Origin of the sequence: Streptomyces sp. Qhu_M48, assembly GCF_051305195.1 — a bacterium.
In the GTDB taxonomy this organism is placed as follows: Bacteria; Actinomycetota; Actinomycetes; order Streptomycetales; family Streptomycetaceae; genus Streptomyces.
Window position 1 is genome coordinate 952,832 of record NZ_CP195432.1, and the last position, 15,472, is coordinate 968,303.

A 15,472-nucleotide genomic window follows, 5' to 3' on the forward strand; every position below is an offset into this window, starting at 1 on the left:
CCGGACAGGAAAAAGGGGGGCGAGGGGCGACACGGTGAAAGCTAGGTTAGCCTAACCTAACTTTCCGTCGGTCGACCCCTCGCCCCGTGGGGATCACGACCGTTGGCGCCGTATCGCCCGGAGTGTCCGAAACGGTGGAGTGTGGCCTCCGTTACTCCTCGGCGAGGGCGTCTTCCCGCGTCTCGTCCGGGACCTCGCGCAGCGCGTCCTCGGACAGCCCCTTGCGCCAGTAGCCGACGAACGTCACCCGGCGGCGGTCGAGTTCGCGCTCCCGCACGAAGTACCTCCGCAGCGCCTTCACCGCGCCGGACTCGCCCGCGATCCAGACGTACGGGGCCTCGCCGGGCAGTTCGACACCGCGCACCGCGTCCACGGCGGACGGCGCCCCCTCCTCCCGTACGAGCCAGGTGACGCTCGCGTCCGCGCGCGTCGACAGCTCCGCGCGGTCGCCGGAGTACGGCACTTCCAGGAACACCTGGGCGCGGGTCCCGGCCGGCAGCCACTCCAGGACGGCCGACGCGGCGGGGAGGGCCGTCTCGTCCGCCCAGATCAGGACGGAGTCGGCGTCCCCCGGCGGCTGGAAGCGGACGGCGGTGTTCTCGGCGACCGCCGGGCCGAGGACGACCACGCGGTCACCGGGCGCGGCCCGCCCGGCCCAGCGGCAGGCGGGGCCGCCGTCCTCGTGGAGCGCGAAGTCGATGTCGACCTCGTCCACCGGCGCGGTGCGCTGCTCGCGGACGGTGTACGAGCGCATCACGGCCCGGACGTCGGCGGGCATCGCGCGCCAGGCGCCGAGGATCGCGTACATGTCCTGCCCCTCCAGCGGCGGCAGGACGGGCTCCTCCTGGCCGGGGTGCGGCAGGAAGAGGGAGAGGGACTGGTCGCGGCCGCCGGCGGCGAACCTCCGCAGGTCGTCGCCGGTGAAGGTGATCCGGACCAGCGACGGGCCGAGCCGCCGGGTCCGGTCCACCTGGAGGCGGAAGAACTGGAAGGGGGCGGTCTCGGCGTGCGTCATGGGGCAGGACACCTTTGCGGTACGGGCGAGGGTGAGCGCGAGGGTCGTCGAGGGGGCTGGTCGAGGGGTGGTCGAGAGGTGGCCGCGAGGCCGGTCCTGAGGCCGGCCCCGAGGCCTGTCGCCCCGAGGGGGAGTCAGGATAGGTTAGCCTAACCTCACAATTCCGGTCGGGGTGGGGGCGGCACGACGGAGCCCGCCGCCCCGAGGGGGCGACGGGCTTCCGTGCGCGTCCGGCCCGGCCTCAGGCCTTCAGGCCCAACTCCCGCGCGATCAGCATCCGCTGGACCTCGCTCGTGCCCTCGCCGATCTCCAGGATCTTCGAGTCGCGCCACATCCGGGCCACCGGGTACTCGTTCATGAAGCCGTATCCGCCGTGGATCTGCGTCGCCTCACGGGCGTTGTCCACGGCCACCGTGGAGGAGTACAGCTTCGCGATCGCCGCCTCCTTCTTGAACGGCTCGCCGAGGACGAGCCGCGAGGCCGCGTCCCGCCAGCCGATCCGGGCCATGTGGGCCTTCGTCTCCATGTCGGCGATCTTGAACTGGATCGCCTGGTTGTCACCGATCGGCCGGCCGAAGGCGTGCCGCTCCTTCGCGTACTTCACCGACTCGTCGACACAGCCCTGGGCGAGCCCGGTCGCGAGCGCCGAGATCGCGACCCGGCCCTCGTCGAGGATCCGCAGGAACTGCGCGTACCCGCGACCCTCCTCGCCGAGCAGGTTCGCGGCGGGCACCCGGACGTCCGCGAAGGACAGCTCGCGGGTGTCCGAGGCGTTCCAGCCGACCTTCGAGTAGGGGGCCGCGACGGTGAAACCGGGGGTGCCGGAGGGGACGATGATCGAGGAGATCAGCGGGCGCCCGTCGGGCTTGCGGCCGGTGACCGCCGTGACCGTCACCAGACCCGTGATGTCCGTACCGGAGTTGGTGATGAAGCACTTGGAGCCGTTGATGACCCAGTCGTCGCCGTCACGGACGGCCGTGGTGCGGGTCCCGCCGGCGTCGCTGCCCGCGCCGGGCTCGGTCAGCCCGAAGGCGCCCAGGATCTCGCCCGAGCACATCCGGGGGAGCCACTCCCGCTTCTGCTCCTCGGTGCCGAACAGGTGCAGCGGCATCGCGCCCAGCGAGACGCCCGCCTCCAGGGTGATGGCGACCGAGGAGTCGACCCGGGCCAGCTCCTCCAGGGCGATGCCGAGGGCCAGGTAGTCGCCGCCCATGCCGCCGTACTCCTCGGGGAACGGCAGCCCGAACAGGCCCATGCGGCCCATCTCGCGGACGATCTCGTAGGGGAACTCGTGCCGCTCGTAGTAGTCGCCGATCTTCGGCGCCACGACATCGTGGGCGAACGCCTCGACGGTACGGCGGAGTTCCTCGTGCTCTGCGGAGAGCCGGTGGTCGAGGGACATGGTGTTCGTCACTCCTTGTGGGAGAGGGCGCGGACGGTGCGGGAAGGGCTGGGTCGGCCCAGTTGTTCGGCCATCCACACGCTTGTGGCGGTGAGGGCGGTCAGATCGACCCCGGTCTCGATGCCGAGGCCGTCGAGCATCCACACGAGGTCCTCGGTGGCGAGGTTGCCCGTCGCGCTCTTCGCGTACGGGCAGCCGCCGAGTCCGCCGGCGGAGGCGTCGACGGTGGTCACTCCGTGGCGGAGCGCGGCGAGGGTGTTGGAGAGGGCCTGGCCGTAGGTGTCGTGGAAGTGCACGGCGATACGGGAGGTGGGGACGCCGGCCTCGTTCAGGGCGGTGAGGAGCGCCTCGACATGGCCCGGGGTGGCCACCCCGATCGTGTCCCCGAGGCTCAGCTCGTCGCAGCCCATCTCGGCCAGCGCCTTGGTGACCCGGACGACCTGCTCGATCGGGACGGCGCCCTCCCAGGGGTCGCCGAAGCACATCGAGAGATAGCCGCGGACGTTCAGGCCCGCCTCTATGGCGCGGGTGACCGTCGGGGCGAAGAGCGCGAGGGCCTCGTCGACGGTCCGGTTGAGGTTGGCCTTCGCGAAGGACTCCGTGGCGGAGGCGAAGACGGCGATGTCACGGGCGCCGAGGGCGAGAGCCCGGTCCAGGCCGCGCTCGTTGGGCACGAGCACCGGGAGCCGGACCGGCAGATCGCGGACGAGCGGGAACAGCTCCTCCGCGTCCGCCAGTTGGGGCACCCACTTGGGGTGCACGAAACTGGTGGCCTCGACGGTGGAGAGCCCGGCGGCGGCGAGCCGCCGGACGAACTCCGCCTTCACCCCCGTCGGGACGGCGCCCTTCTCGTTCTGCAGCCCGTCCCGGGCGCCGACCTCGTGGATCCGGACCCGGGCGGGCAGCGCCGGATCCCGCACCGTCATGGGCAGACCCGTGGTCACGCGTCCTCCCCGGCGGTCTCGTGGGGCGCCACCACGGCCAGGACCTGGTCCATGGCCACGGTGGAGCCGGGGATGACGTCGAGTTCGGTCACGGTGCCGGCGTGCGGGGCGGAGATGACGTGCTCCATCTTCATCGCCTCGACGACCAGCAGGCTCTGCCCGGCCTCGACCTCGTCCCCGACCGCCACCTTGACGACGGTCACCGTGCCGGGCATGGGCGCGGCGAGCGTGTCGGCCCCGCCGTGCCTCGCCCCGCTGAGCGCGGCCTCGACCGGGTCGTGGTCCAGCACGTGCCAGGAGTCGCCGTCGCGGCCGAGCCAGTGGCCCGCGCGGTGGAAGGTGTGGGTGACACCGTCCAGGGTCACCGTCACCGAGGTGTCCGTGACCCGGGTGCGGTCCGGCGCCCCGACCGTCACCGGTTCGCTTCCCGGCACCCGTACCGGGAAGGTGAGCGGGGCCGGCCGGCCGCCCAGGCGCCAGCCGCTCGGCACCGAGAACGGGTCCGTCCAGCCGTCCCGGGGCGCCGGGGCCAGCTCCGCCCGCCGGACGGCCGCCGCCGCCGCGTACACCTCCGCCGGTACGCCCTGCCGGACCAGGCTCTCGGCGTCCCGCTCCACCAGGCCCGTGTCCAGGGCGCCGGAGACGACGTCCGGGTGGGCCAGCAGGTTCCGCAGGAAGCCCGCGTTCGTCGGGACGCCCAGGGTGACCGTGTCCGCCAGGGCCGCGCGGAGGCGGCGCAGGGCCGTCGGGCGGTCCGGGGCGTGGACGATGACCTTCGACAGCATCGGGTCGTACAGGCTGCCGACCTCCGTGCCCTCGCTCAGACCCGAGTCCGTGCGGACGCCTCCCCCAAGCACTCCGTGCAGGGGGGACCCCCACCCCTGCGGCTCGCGCAGCGAGAGGACCGTGCCGCCCGAGGGGAGGAAGCCCCGGGAGGGGTCCTCCGCGCAGATCCGGGCCTCGATCGCCCAGCCGGTGAGGCGGATGTCGTCCTGCGCGAAGGCCAGCTTCTCGCCCGCCGCCACCCTCAGCTGCCACTCCACCAGGTCGATGCCGGTGATCAGCTCGGTCACCGGGTGCTCGACCTGGAGACGGGTGTTCATCTCCATGAAGTAGTACGAGGACGGGTCGACGCCCGGGACGATGAACTCGACCGTCCCCGCGCCCACATAGCCGCAGGAGCGCGCCGCCTCGACCGCCGCCGCGCCCATCGCCGCGCGGATCTCCGGGGTCAGCAGGACGCTCGGCGCCTCCTCGATGATCTTCTGGTGGCGGCGCTGGAGCGAGCACTCGCGCTCCCCGAGGTGCACGACGTTGCCGTGCGCGTCCGCCAGGACCTGGATCTCGATGTGCCGGGGCCGGTCGATCCACCGCTCCACGAGCAGCGTGTCGTCGCCGAAGGAGGAGCGGGCCTCGCGGCGGGCCGCCGCGATCTCGTCGGTGAGCGTCGACAGGTCGCGCACGAGGCGCATGCCCTTGCCGCCGCCGCCCGCCGAGGGCTTGAGGAGGACGGGGGCGCCCAGCTCGCGGGCCGCCGCCTCCAGTTCCGGGTCGGCCGCGCCGGGGACGACCGGCACGCCCGCCGCCTTGACGGTCTCCTTCGCCGTGATCTTGTCGCCCATGAGGGAGATCGCGGAGGCGGGCGGCCCGATGAAGACGAGGCCGGCGTCCGCGCAGGCCCGCGCGAACCCCGCGTTCTCCGCGAGGAACCCGTAGCCGGGGTGGACGGCCTGCGCGCCGGTGCGGGCGGCGGCGTCGAGGAGCGCCGGGACGGACAGGTACGACTCGGCGGCCGGCGGCGGGCCGATCCGTACCGCCGTGTCCGCCTCGCGCACGTGCCGGGCGTCGGCGTCCGCGTCGCTGTACACGGCCACCGAGCGCACGCCCATCTCCCGCAGCGTGCGGATGACCCGGACGGCGATCTCGCCCCGGTTGGCGACGAGGACGGTGTCGAACATGGACTGCATCTCCGTGGGTCCCCTCACATCCGGAAGACGCCGAACTGGGGGTCTCCCAGGGGCGCGTTGGCACAGGCGGTCAGGGCGAGCCCGAGGACCTGACGGGTCTCCAACGGGTCGATGACCCCGTCGTCCCAGAGCCGGGCGGTCGCGTAGTAGGCGCTGCCCTGGCTCTCGTACTGCTCGCGGATCGGGGCCTTGAAGGCCTCTTCCTCCTCCGCGCTCCACCCGTCGCCGAGCTGGTCGCGCTTGACCGTCGCGAGGACGGACGCGGCCTGCTCGCCGCCCATGACCGAGATCTTGGCGTTGGGCCACATCCACAGGAAGCGGGGCGAGTACGCCCGACCGCACATCGAGTAGTTGCCCGCGCCGTACGAACCGCCGACGACCACGGTCAGCTTCGGGACGCGGGTGGTCGCCACGGCCGTCACCATCTTGGCGCCGTGCTTGGCGATGCCGCCGTGCTCGTACGCCTTGCCGACCATGAAGCCGGTGATGTTCTGCAGGAACACCAGCGGGATGCCGCGCTGGTCGCACAGTTCGATGAAGTGCGCGCCCTTCTGGGCCGACTCGGCGAACAGGATGCCGTTGTTGGCGACGATCCCGACCGGGTGCCCGTGGATCCGGGCGAAGCCGGTGATCAGCGTCTGCCCGTACTCGGACTTGAACTCCTGGAAGCGGGAGCCGTCCACGACCCGGGCGATGACCTCGCGCACGTCGTAGGGGGTACGGGAGTCCACCGGCACCGCGCCGTACAGCCCGTACGGGTCGACCTTCGGCTCCTCGACCGGCTCCACCGACCAGGGCAGCGGGCCGCGCTCGGGGAGCGTGGCGACGATGTTCCGGACGATGCGCAGCGCGTGCGCGTCGTCCTCCGCGAGGTGGTCGGTGACGCCGGAGATCCGGGAGTGGACCTCGCCGCCGCCCAGCTCCTCCGCCGTGACGACCTCACCGGTCGCCGCCTTCACGAGCGGCGGACCGCCGAGGAAGATCGTGCCCTGGTTCCGTACGATCACGGCCTCGTCGCTCATCGCCGGGACGTACGCGCCACCGGCCGTGCACGAGCCGAGGACCGCCGCGATCTGCGGGATGCCCGCGCCGGACATCCGGGCCTGGTTGTAGAAGATCCGGCCGAAGTGGTCCCGGTCGGGGAAGACCTCGTCCTGCATCGGCAGGAACGCGCCGCCCGAGTCGACCAGGTAGAGGCAGGGGAGACGGTTCTCCAGCGCCACCTCCTGGGCGCGGAGGTGCTTCTTCACCGTCATCGGGTAGTACGTGCCGCCCTTGACGGTCGCGTCGTTCGCGACGATCACGCACTCGCGGCCCGAGACCCGACCGATGCCCGCGATGACACCGGCCGCCGGTGCCTGGTCGCCGTACATGCCGTTCGCCGCGAGCGGGGCCAGCTCCAGGAAGGGTGAGCCCGGGTCGAGCAGGGCGTCCACCCGGTCCCGCGGCAGCAGCTTGCCGCGCGCGGTGTGCCGGGCCCGGGACTTCTCACCGCCGCCCAGCGCCGCCGCCGCGAGCTTGGCGCGCAGGGCGGCCGCCAGCTCGTGGTGCGCCGCCTCGTTCGCCTGCCAGGCCGGCGAGGCGGGATCCGCCGCACTCGACAGCACAGGTGCCTGCTGCATCCCTCGAGCTCCCTTGCTCGGTTAATGAGCGTTAACGTATGTCGCTCAGGTTAACGACCGCTAACGGGGTTGTCTAGAATCGAATCCATGACCACGACCCCGACCGTCACCGGTAGAACCGCCACCGGCCGGACCGACGCGCCCACGCGGCGCGAGCAGATCCTCAAGGAGGCCGCCCGCCTCTTCGCCGAGCGCGGCTTCCACGGCGTGGGCGTGGACGAGATAGGAGCCGCCGTCGGCATCAGCGGCCCAGGCCTCTACCGCCACTTCCCGGGCAAGGACGCGATGCTCGCCGAACTCCTCGTCGGCATCAGCGAGCGGCTCCTCGACGGAGGCCGGCTGCGCGTCGGCGAGAGCGCCGGCGGCCCCGAGGCCCTGCTCGGCGCCCTCATCGACGGGCACATCGACTTCGCCCTCGACGACCGGCCCCTGATCACCCTCCACGACCGCGAGCTGGACCGGCTCAAGGACGAGGACCGCAAGCGCGTACGACAGCTCCAGCGGCAGTACGTGGAGCTGTGGGTCACGGTGGTGCGGGAGCTGTACCCCGACGCGGGGGAGTCCGAGTCGCGGACCGCCGTCCACGCCGTCTTCGGCCTCCTCAACTCCACCCCGCACCTCGCCGCCCTCGGCCGCGGGCCGATGGAAGCCCTCCTCAAGCGCCTGGCCCACGGGGCCTTCGGGGCGCTGGAAGGCTGACCCCCCTCGGCGGGTCCCCGGCGGGTCCACGGCTGATCCCCCGGCGGGTCCCCGGCCGATCCCCCGGCGGCTCCCCGGCGGGTCCACGGGCCGGAATGATTGCCCACAACGGGGCGGCGTCCTCCAGAATGAGCCCCATGCCGATACTCAGCCGCCCCGCCCTTGTCGAGCACCTCGTCCGCACCCGGATCGCGGGAGACGTCGCAACGCCGCGCGACAACAACCTCTCCCACTACCGCAAGCTCGCCAACGGCGACCGCCACTACTGGCTCGGCCTGGAGCTCGGAGACCGCTGGGCCGACGAGCAGGACGTGCTCGCCGTGATGGCCGAGCGCTGCGGTGTCGTCGACGACCCGGCCCACCGCGCCGGACAGGACACCATCGACCCCGAGCTGACCGTCGACGGCCTCGACCGCATGGCCGCCCGGCTGCGCAAGGCCGCCGCCGGCAAGGAGCGGGTCCTCTTCGCCACCGGCCACCCCGGCGCCCTCATCGACGTCCACAGCCGGGTCGCCGCCGGGCTCCGCGCCCAGGGCTGCGACATCGTCAAGATCCCCGGCGGGCTCGTCGCCGACGAGGGGTACGTCGTGCAGTTCGCCGACGTCGCCGTCTTCGAGCGCGGCGCCAGCCTCTGGCACACCCACTCCCCGGAGCCGATGAACGCCATCCTCGACGCGCTGGGCGAGGCCGGCCGCCCCGACCTGGTCGTCGCCGACCACGGCTGGGCCGGGCGGGCGGCCCAGCGCGGGATCGACTCCGTCGGCTACGCGGACTGCAACGACCCCGCGCTCTTCATCGGCGAGGCGGAGGGCACGATGCAGGTCACCATCCCGCTGGACGACCACGTCCTCGACCCGCGCTTCTACGAGCCGATGACGGAGTACACGCTGGCGGCGGCCGGCCTGTCCTGACGGCCGGTCTACTCCGACGGCCCGGCCGGCCCGTTCCGCCGCTGCCCCACCCCCGGCGTCGGGTCCAGGTAGACGCGGCGGATCGACGGGAAGCGCTCGCGCAGCTGGGACTCCGCGTCCTCGCACGCCCACTCCACCTGCTCCGCCGACGCCACGTCCCGGAAGTCGATCTTCGCCGCGATCAGCACCTCGCCCGGTCCCTGGATGAGCGTCGTCAGGTCGAGGACGTCCACGATGTGCGGCACGGAGAGCAGCTCCTCGCGGACCTCGGCCCGCACGTGCTTCGGCAGCGGCCGCCCGATGAGGAGTTCGGCGTTGGAGCGGCCGAGCACCCAGGCCACGTAGACGAGCAGGACGCCGATGAGGATCGAGGCGACGCCGTCCCAGACGCCGGAGCCGGTGAGCTGGCCGCCGAGGAGGCCGCCGGCCGCCAGCATCAGTCCGGCGAGGGCGGCCGAGTCCTCCATGACCACCGCCTTGACCGTGGTGTCGGGGGTGAGCCGCATGTAGCGGGCGAACGGGGTCCGCGCCCGTTCCGCCTCGGCCTGGACCTGCCGGACGCCGGTCCGCAGGGAGAACCCCTCCAGGAGGAAGGCGATGCCGAGGACGATGTACGAGACGAGCGGGTCGCCGAGTTCCTCGCCGTGGGTGAGGGTGTGGACGCCGTCGTAGACCGAGAAGACCGCGCCGCCCACGAAGGTGGCGACGGCGGCGAGCATCGCCCACACGTACCGCTCGCCCGCGTACCCCACGGGGTGGTCCTCGTCGGCCGGCTTCTCGCTCCGCTTGAGCGCGGTCAGCAGCATGACCTCGGTGACGGTGTCGGCGACCGAGTGTGCGGCCTCCGACAGCATCGCGCTGGATCCGCTGATGACACCGGCGACGGCCTTGGCGGCGGCGATCCCCAGGTTCGCCACCGCCGCCACGATCACTGTGAAGGTGCTCTCACCGTTCTCCGCCATGATCGGACGGTATGTCCGGTGATCAGCGCGGGACGCGAACGACACCCTCCTGGATGACGGAGATCGCGAGCTTCCCGTCCCGCGTCCAGATCCTGGCCTGACCGAGACCGCGCCCGCCGGCGGCGGACGGCGACTCCTGGTCGTACAGGAGCCATTCGTCGGCCCGGAACGGCCGGTGGAACCACATCGCGTGGTCGAGGGAGGCCCCGACCACGTCCCCGACGGCCCAGCCGCCCCGCCCGTGCGCGAGCAGGACGGAGTCGAGCAGCGTCATGTCGGAGACGTACGTCGCCAGGCAGACGTGCAGCAGGGGGTCGTCGGCCAGCTTGCCGTTGGTGCGGAACCACACCTGGGAGCGCGGTTCGCGCGGCTCGCCGACCGAGCCCCACGGCGGGGTGTCGGCGTACCGCAGGTCCACCGCGGCGCGCGCCTCGACGAGCCGGGACGCGACCTCCTCCGGCAGGTGCCGGGGGAGCGTCTCGGCGGCCGTCGGCAGCGACTCCGGGTCCGGCGCGGCCGGCATGTCCGCCTGGTGGTCGAGCCCCTCCTCGTACACCTGGAAGGAGGCGGAGAGGTGGAAGATCGGCTGCCCGTGCTGGACCGCGACGACCCGGCGGGTGGTGAAGGACCGGCCGTCGCGGATGCGGTCGACCGTGTACACGATCGGCGCGCCCGGGTCCCCGGGGCGCAGGAAGTACGCGTGGAGCGAGTGCGCCAGACGGTCCTCCGGCACGGTCCGCCCCGCCGCCACCAGCGCCTGGGCGGCCACCTGGCCGCCGAAGACGCGGGGGACGAGCGCGGAGCGGGACTCGCCCCGGAAGATGTCCCGCTCGATCCGCTCCAGGTCGAGCAGATCGAGCAGGGCGTCCAGGGCGCTGTGCGGATCGGGCACGGGGACTTACAGACCCATCGACTTGGCGATGATCGACTTCATGATCTCGCTGGTGCCGCCGTAGATGCGGTTGACGCGGTTGTCCGCGTACAGGCGCGCGATCGGGTACTCGTTCATGTAGCCGTAGCCGCCGTGCAGCTGGAGGCAGCGGTCGATGACGCGGTGCGCGACCTCGGTGCAGAAGAGCTTGGCGCTCGCGGCCTCGGCCGGGGTCAGCTCGCCGGCGTCCAGGGCCTCCAGGGCGCGGTCGGCGACGGCCTCGGCCGCGTCCACCTCGGCCTGGCAGGCGGCCAGCTCGAACTTGGTGTTCTGGAAGTGCGCGACCGGCTTGCCGAAGACCGTGCGGTCGGTCACGTACTGCTGGGCGAAGCGGACGGCGGCCTTGGCCTGGGCGTACGCGCCGAAGGCGATGCCCCAGCGCTCGGACGCCAGGTTGTGGCCGAGGTAGTAGAAGCCCTTGTTCTCCTCGCCGAGCAGGTCCTCGACCGGCACCTTCACGTCGACGAACGCCAGCTCGGCGGTGTCGGAGGTGCGCAGGCCGAGCTTGTCCAGCTTGCGGCCGATGGAGTAGCCCTCGGACTTGGTGTCCACGGCGAAGAGGGAGATGCCGTGGCGGCGGTCCTCGGCCGTCGGGGCGGACGTACGGGCGCAGACGATCACGCGGTCGGCGTGGACGCCACCGGTGATGAAGGTCTTCGAGCCGTTGAGGACGTAGTGCGTGCCGTCCTCGGAGAGCTTGGCGGTGGTCTTCATGCCCGCGACGTCGGAGCCGGTGCCCGGCTCGGTCATCGCGAGGGCCCACATCTCCTCGCCGGTGACGAACTTCGGCAGGTAGCGCTTCTTCTGGTCGCCGGTGGCGAGCATCTTGATGTACGGCAGGGCGAGCAGCACGTGGACGCCGGAGCCGCCGAACTGGACGCCCGCGCGCGAGGTCTCCTCGTACAGGACGGCCTCGAACTTGTGGGTGTCCAGGCCCGCGCCGCCGAACTCCTCGGGCACGTTGATGCCGAAGACGCCCAGCTCGCCGAGCTTGTCGTAGAACTCGCGCGGCGCCTGGCCGGCCGCGAACCACTCGTCGTAGACGGGAACGACCTCGGCCTCGATGAAGGCCCGGATGGTCTCCCGGAACGCCTCGTGGTCCTCGTTGAATACGGTACGGCGCACGAGCCGCCTCCTTCGGGTCCTGTCCTGGTCCGGCCTGGCGCTTGTCTAAGCGCTTGCTCAGCCTCGTCCTCCGAAGTTACCCAGCGGTCACCCGCTCTGTCCAGAGCTCTCGCCTGTGATCCAGCGCCTACCGACGTCGTCGTACTCCTGGACCGGCCTTCCCTCGATCCCACTGGTTCGAAACGGCTCCCCCTCCTTGCCCCCGATCCGGACCGTGCCCGAACGGCCCTCGGAGCTCCACACCAGCTCCAGGTACCAGCGGCAGTCGCAGCCCGCGGTGCGGGCGGTGACGAGCAGCTCCTCCGGGTCGGTGGAGGTGACCGTGTACGGGAAGGAGACGGCGGGGATCGTCCGGCCCTCGGCGCCGGACGCGTCGTAGCCGTCGACCGGCCGGGCGCGCGGACGCGAGGCGTCGAGGTCGACGGCGAAGTGGCGGGGGGTGAGGGCGCCGCCGCAGCCGTTGCCCATCCGGTAGGCGGTCCAGGGGAGGGGATCGGCACGGCCGACGACGCGGACGTGGAGGGCCTGGAGGACGACGGCGGACGAGGGCGACCTGCCCTGGAGCGAGATCCGCACGAGCGTCTCCCCGCCGTGCACGGCCCGGTGCGCGCCCGCCCACGCGGCGGCGTCGCCCGGCGGCGGAGGCGGCGCGAAGCCGCGCGCGCCGCGGTCGACGAGGTAGACGTGCCCGCAGCCGTCCTGCCAGACCTGGGAGTCGGCGGTCCAGGTGAAGGGCGCGGGGGCCGGCGCGGGGGTCGGCCCGGTCCCCGCCGTGGCCGGGGCCGGTGGAGCCGTGGACCTCGGTGGGGCCGCGGCCTCCGGACCGCCGGGGAACCCGGGCCGTACGAGGACCAGGACGAGCGCGAGAGCGATCACGGCGGCCCCGGCCCCGGCGACGAGCGCGACCCGCCGGGACCGCGGCCGGGCGGCGCGCGACGCGACGACGGGTACGACGGCGGTGACGGTGCCGAGGGCGGGGGAGACGGGCGCGCCGGGGGCGGGCTCCGGCGCGGACTTCGGCTCGGGTGCGTGCTCCGGCTCAGGTACGGGTTGGGGTGCGCGCTCCGGGTCGGGTGCGGGCTCCGGTACCGGCTCCCGCTCAGGCTCCCGTTCCCGTTCCCGTTCCGGCTCGGGATTCGGCTTCGACCCCGACCCCGGCTCCGGTGGGATCGGGCGGCGGGAGCGGTCCGCGCGGGTCCACAGCTCTTCCAGGGTCCGTCGCTCGTGCTCGTCGGCGCCGCAGAGGCGGGCCATCCGGTCGATCACGGTGAACCGTTCCGGCACCGTCTCGCCGGAGCAGTACCGGTGCAGCGTGGACGCGCTCACGTTGAGCCGGCGGCCCAGCGATTCGTAGCTGCGGCCGCCGCGTGCCTTGACCGCGCGCAGCCGCGCCGAGAACTCCTCGACAGCCGCGTCCTTCGACTTCCCCATCCGGCCGACCCCATCCCGTCCCACGTCATCCCGCACCACTCACGTTCTCCCACGTCAACGGGGGTGGAATGGTTCCGGGACGAGAAGGGGCGCGGCAGCGTTGCGGGGGCCGGGTGCCGGAGTGGACTCTGGTGGAGCACCGACCGAACCACAGGGGGATCACCAGACATGACCACGTTCCGTTCCGCACTCACCGTCTCCGCCGCCGTCCTGGGCCTCGCGGCCCTCGCCACGGCCCCGGCGCAGGCCGCCGCCCAGCCGGCCTTCCTCGCCGCCTCCCAGATGCCGGCGTCGTCGACGCCGTGGACCGCCACCCAGGTCTTCACCGGCGTCCCGGAGAACGGCGGCGCCCTCTGCGCCCCGTACAAGATCCCGGCGCAGAACACCCGCTACCGCGAGTTCAGCACCGAGCTCGACACCAACGGCGTCCAGATCACCACCGTCGCCCGCACCGAGGCCGACGCCGTGAAGCTGGTCGACACCCTCCGCAAGTCCCTCGCCGGCTGCGGGCCCCTCCTTGAGCGGCAGAACCCGGGCCTGCGCGCCGTCAGCGCCTCCCACGGCAAGCTCGCCGTCGAGGAGGGCGCCTGGGTCTACAGCCTGGACACCGCCGACCCGCAGATCGGCAGCACCGACATCCACCTCTTCTCGGTGGGCCGTGACGGCAAGACCGTCACCTTCGTCCGGTGGGGGCAGATGGGCGACTTCAAGGACGCCCCGCTGACCGCCTTCCGCACCACGACGAAGACCGCCGTCAACAAGCTCTACTGACCCGCGGACCCGGGATCACCCGGACGCGGAGGCGAGCGCGAACCACAGCTCCATCCGTACGTCCGGGTCGTCCAGGTCCCGGTCCAGGAGCGCGGCGCAGCGGGTGATCCGCTGCCGGACGGTGTTGCGGTGGATGTCCATCGCGGTCGCCGTCCGGTCCCAGCTGCCGTGCAGGGACAGCCAGGTGCGCAGCGTCTCCCGGAGCGGCTCCGCCAAGGGGGCGAGGAGGGAGCGGGCGTGGGCGGCGGCCTCGGCCGGGTCCACCAGGGCGGCGATGCCTCCCGGGCGGTGCCGGACCAGGGGCGTCCGGGTGGCCTCCGCCCGGCGCAGGGCCCGCGCCGCCTGCGCGTCGGCGGCGGCGAGCTCCTCCGCCCCGGCGGGCGCGCCGACCCCGAGGGCCCAGCCGGGCTGCTCGGTGACGGGGGTGGAGGCGGGCAGCAGCAGGCGGACGGTCACGGGGGTGTCGTCTTGTCGGCTGCCGCCCGCCTCCTCCTCCGACGCGGCGGCCTCCACCAGCGGCGTCCCCAGCGCCGCCGCGAGCGAGGCCGCCGCGAACGGGGTGCCGTCGCCGCCCCGCGCGTGGACCACCGTCCACGGTCCCGCGCCCAGGCCGCCCACGACCTGCGCCGGGGCCGCGCCGAGCAGCAGCCGGACCAGGGCCCCGTCCCGTACCGTCGCGTCCGCGCCCCGGTGCGGTGCCGTGAGCAGTGACAGCAGGACGACCGCGACCCCCGCGACCGTGTGGTCCCCGGGGCCGCGCCGCTCCGTCGCCACCCCGAGCGTCAGCCCGTCGCCGCCGCCGAGCGCGTACGCGGCGAGCCGGAGTCCGCCGCCGTCCCCGCTCGCCGAGGCGGGACCGCCGGGGCGCGGCCCGAGCACCCCCGCCAGCTCGCGCAGCGCCCGCGCCGCGTCCGCCGGGACCTCCCGGCCGGCCGCCACCGACTCCGTGCCGTCCGGCCCGAAGAGCACCGCCCGGCCGCCGAGCCGTGAGGCGAGCGCGCCGAGCACCGCCGGGACCGGGGCCGGCCGGGCGGCGGCCGCCGCCAGGGACTGCTGGGCCTCCGTCACCCGGCGCAGTTCGTGCAGCCGGGCCTCCGCCATCAGCCGCCACAGCGCCCGCGCCACCGCGGTGAACGGGGTCTTCGGCGGCACCTCGACCAGCGGCAGACCCTGGCGGGCGCAGGCCTCGACCAGCTCCTCCGGGACCGTGTCGTACACCGGCGCCACCCCGAAGCCGAGCGCCGCCGCGCCCGCCGCCACGACCCGCTCGACGTAGCGCGCCGGGTCGGTGAGCTGCACGCCCGCGGTCATCAGCAGCTCGCCGCCGAGCAGGTACGGGTAGGGGTCGGCCATCTCCGAGGTGTGCACCCAGTGGATCGAGGCGTCCTCCGGCCCGGCGAGCAGCCGGAGTCCGAGGTCCCGGCGGGCGAGCAGCGCGGTGAGGGAGACGGGCGGGGCGGGGGGAGTGGCGGCGAGCTCGGCGGAGGTCATGGTCATGTGCCCTTCGTACATCTCCCGGCCGGACAGTGGAGGAAACGTACACTTCTGCGTCGCTTTCCGGCCACCTACTGTCATGGCATCCAGAGGCCGCGGGTACGGGCGGATGTCCCCGCGATCCGCCTCCGGATCCCTCTCCGGAGGCCTCGGGCCACCAGGCCGCACGGCCCTCCAGGGGGATTCCCCCGCACGACA

At 73.3% G+C, this 15,472-nt stretch carries 13 protein-coding genes; 3 read left to right on the forward strand and 10 right to left on the reverse strand.

Annotated features, from left to right (window positions below; translation table 11 throughout):
• Positions 1-151: 151 nt before the first annotated feature.
• From ACRRSS_RS04635 to ACRRSS_RS04655, 5 genes are all read right to left on the reverse strand, one after another.
• Positions 152-1,015, reverse strand: a complete 864-nt coding sequence (locus ACRRSS_RS04635; RefSeq protein ID WP_435969938.1) for a siderophore-interacting protein — start codon at positions 1,013-1,015, stop codon at positions 152-154.
• Between the two features lie 241 nt (positions 1,016-1,256).
• Positions 1,257-2,417, reverse strand: a complete 1,161-nt coding sequence (locus ACRRSS_RS04640) for an acyl-CoA dehydrogenase family protein (protein WP_435969939.1) — start codon at positions 2,415-2,417, stop codon at positions 1,257-1,259.
• Between the two features lie 8 nt (positions 2,418-2,425).
• The gene (locus ACRRSS_RS04645) at positions 2,426-3,343 is read right to left on the reverse strand and encodes a hydroxymethylglutaryl-CoA lyase (RefSeq protein ID WP_435975248.1); all 918 of its coding nucleotides are present in this window, start codon (positions 3,341-3,343) and stop codon (positions 2,426-2,428) included.
• Positions 3,344-3,357: 14 nt separating this feature from the next.
• Positions 3,358-5,328 carry a biotin carboxylase N-terminal domain-containing protein gene (locus ACRRSS_RS04650; RefSeq protein ID WP_435969940.1) on the reverse strand — a complete coding sequence of 657 codons (1,971 nt, stop codon included), beginning with the start codon at positions 5,326-5,328 and terminating at the stop codon, positions 3,358-3,360.
• Between the two features lie 14 nt (positions 5,329-5,342).
• The gene (locus ACRRSS_RS04655; RefSeq protein ID WP_435969941.1) at positions 5,343-6,950 is read right to left on the reverse strand and encodes a carboxyl transferase domain-containing protein; all 1,608 of its coding nucleotides are present in this window, start codon (positions 6,948-6,950) and stop codon (positions 5,343-5,345) included.
• A gap of 87 nt (positions 6,951-7,037) precedes the next feature.
• On the opposite strand from ACRRSS_RS04655, the gene ACRRSS_RS04660 reads away from it, so the two are divergent.
• Together ACRRSS_RS04660 and ACRRSS_RS04665 are read left to right on the forward strand one after the other, a co-directional pair.
• Entirely contained in the window at positions 7,038-7,649 is a 612-nt protein-coding gene (locus tag ACRRSS_RS04660; RefSeq protein WP_351898194.1) for an SACE_7040 family transcriptional regulator, read from the forward strand.
• Positions 7,650-7,786: 137 nt separating this feature from the next.
• Positions 7,787-8,560 carry a phosphatase gene (locus ACRRSS_RS04665; RefSeq protein WP_435969942.1) on the forward strand — a complete coding sequence of 258 codons (774 nt, stop codon included), beginning with the start codon at positions 7,787-7,789 and terminating at the stop codon, positions 8,558-8,560.
• Positions 8,561-8,568: 8 nt separating this feature from the next.
• Here ACRRSS_RS04665 and ACRRSS_RS04670 read toward each other — a convergent pair whose 3' ends face one another.
• The 4 genes from ACRRSS_RS04670 to ACRRSS_RS04685 form a co-directional block, all read right to left on the reverse strand.
• Positions 8,569-9,522, reverse strand: coding sequence for a cation diffusion facilitator family transporter (locus ACRRSS_RS04670; protein WP_435969943.1), 954 nt, complete (start codon positions 9,520-9,522; stop codon positions 8,569-8,571).
• Between the two features lie 22 nt (positions 9,523-9,544).
• Positions 9,545-10,414: an acyl-CoA thioesterase II gene (gene tesB, locus ACRRSS_RS04675; RefSeq protein ID WP_435969944.1), complete on the reverse strand. Its 870-nt coding sequence runs from the start codon at positions 10,412-10,414 to the stop codon at positions 9,545-9,547.
• A 6-nt stretch (positions 10,415-10,420) separates the two neighbouring features.
• A complete protein-coding gene (locus ACRRSS_RS04680) occupies positions 10,421-11,578 on the reverse strand; it encodes an acyl-CoA dehydrogenase family protein (protein WP_435969945.1) in 1,158 nt (385 codons plus the stop codon).
• Positions 11,579-11,665: 87 nt separating this feature from the next.
• A complete protein-coding gene (locus ACRRSS_RS04685; RefSeq protein WP_435969946.1) occupies positions 11,666-13,009 on the reverse strand; it encodes a helix-turn-helix domain-containing protein in 1,344 nt (447 codons plus the stop codon).
• Between the two features lie 168 nt (positions 13,010-13,177).
• Between ACRRSS_RS04685 and ACRRSS_RS04690 the strand changes: the two genes are divergently transcribed.
• Positions 13,178-13,780, forward strand: a complete 603-nt coding sequence (locus ACRRSS_RS04690; RefSeq protein ID WP_435969947.1) for a hypothetical protein — start codon at positions 13,178-13,180, stop codon at positions 13,778-13,780.
• 15 nt (positions 13,781-13,795) lie between these two features.
• On the opposite strand, the gene ACRRSS_RS04695 is transcribed toward ACRRSS_RS04690, so the two are convergent.
• Positions 13,796-15,277, reverse strand: coding sequence for a PucR family transcriptional regulator ligand-binding domain-containing protein (locus ACRRSS_RS04695; protein ID WP_435969948.1), 1,482 nt, complete (start codon positions 15,275-15,277; stop codon positions 13,796-13,798).
• Between the last annotated feature and the right edge of the window lie 195 nt (positions 15,278-15,472).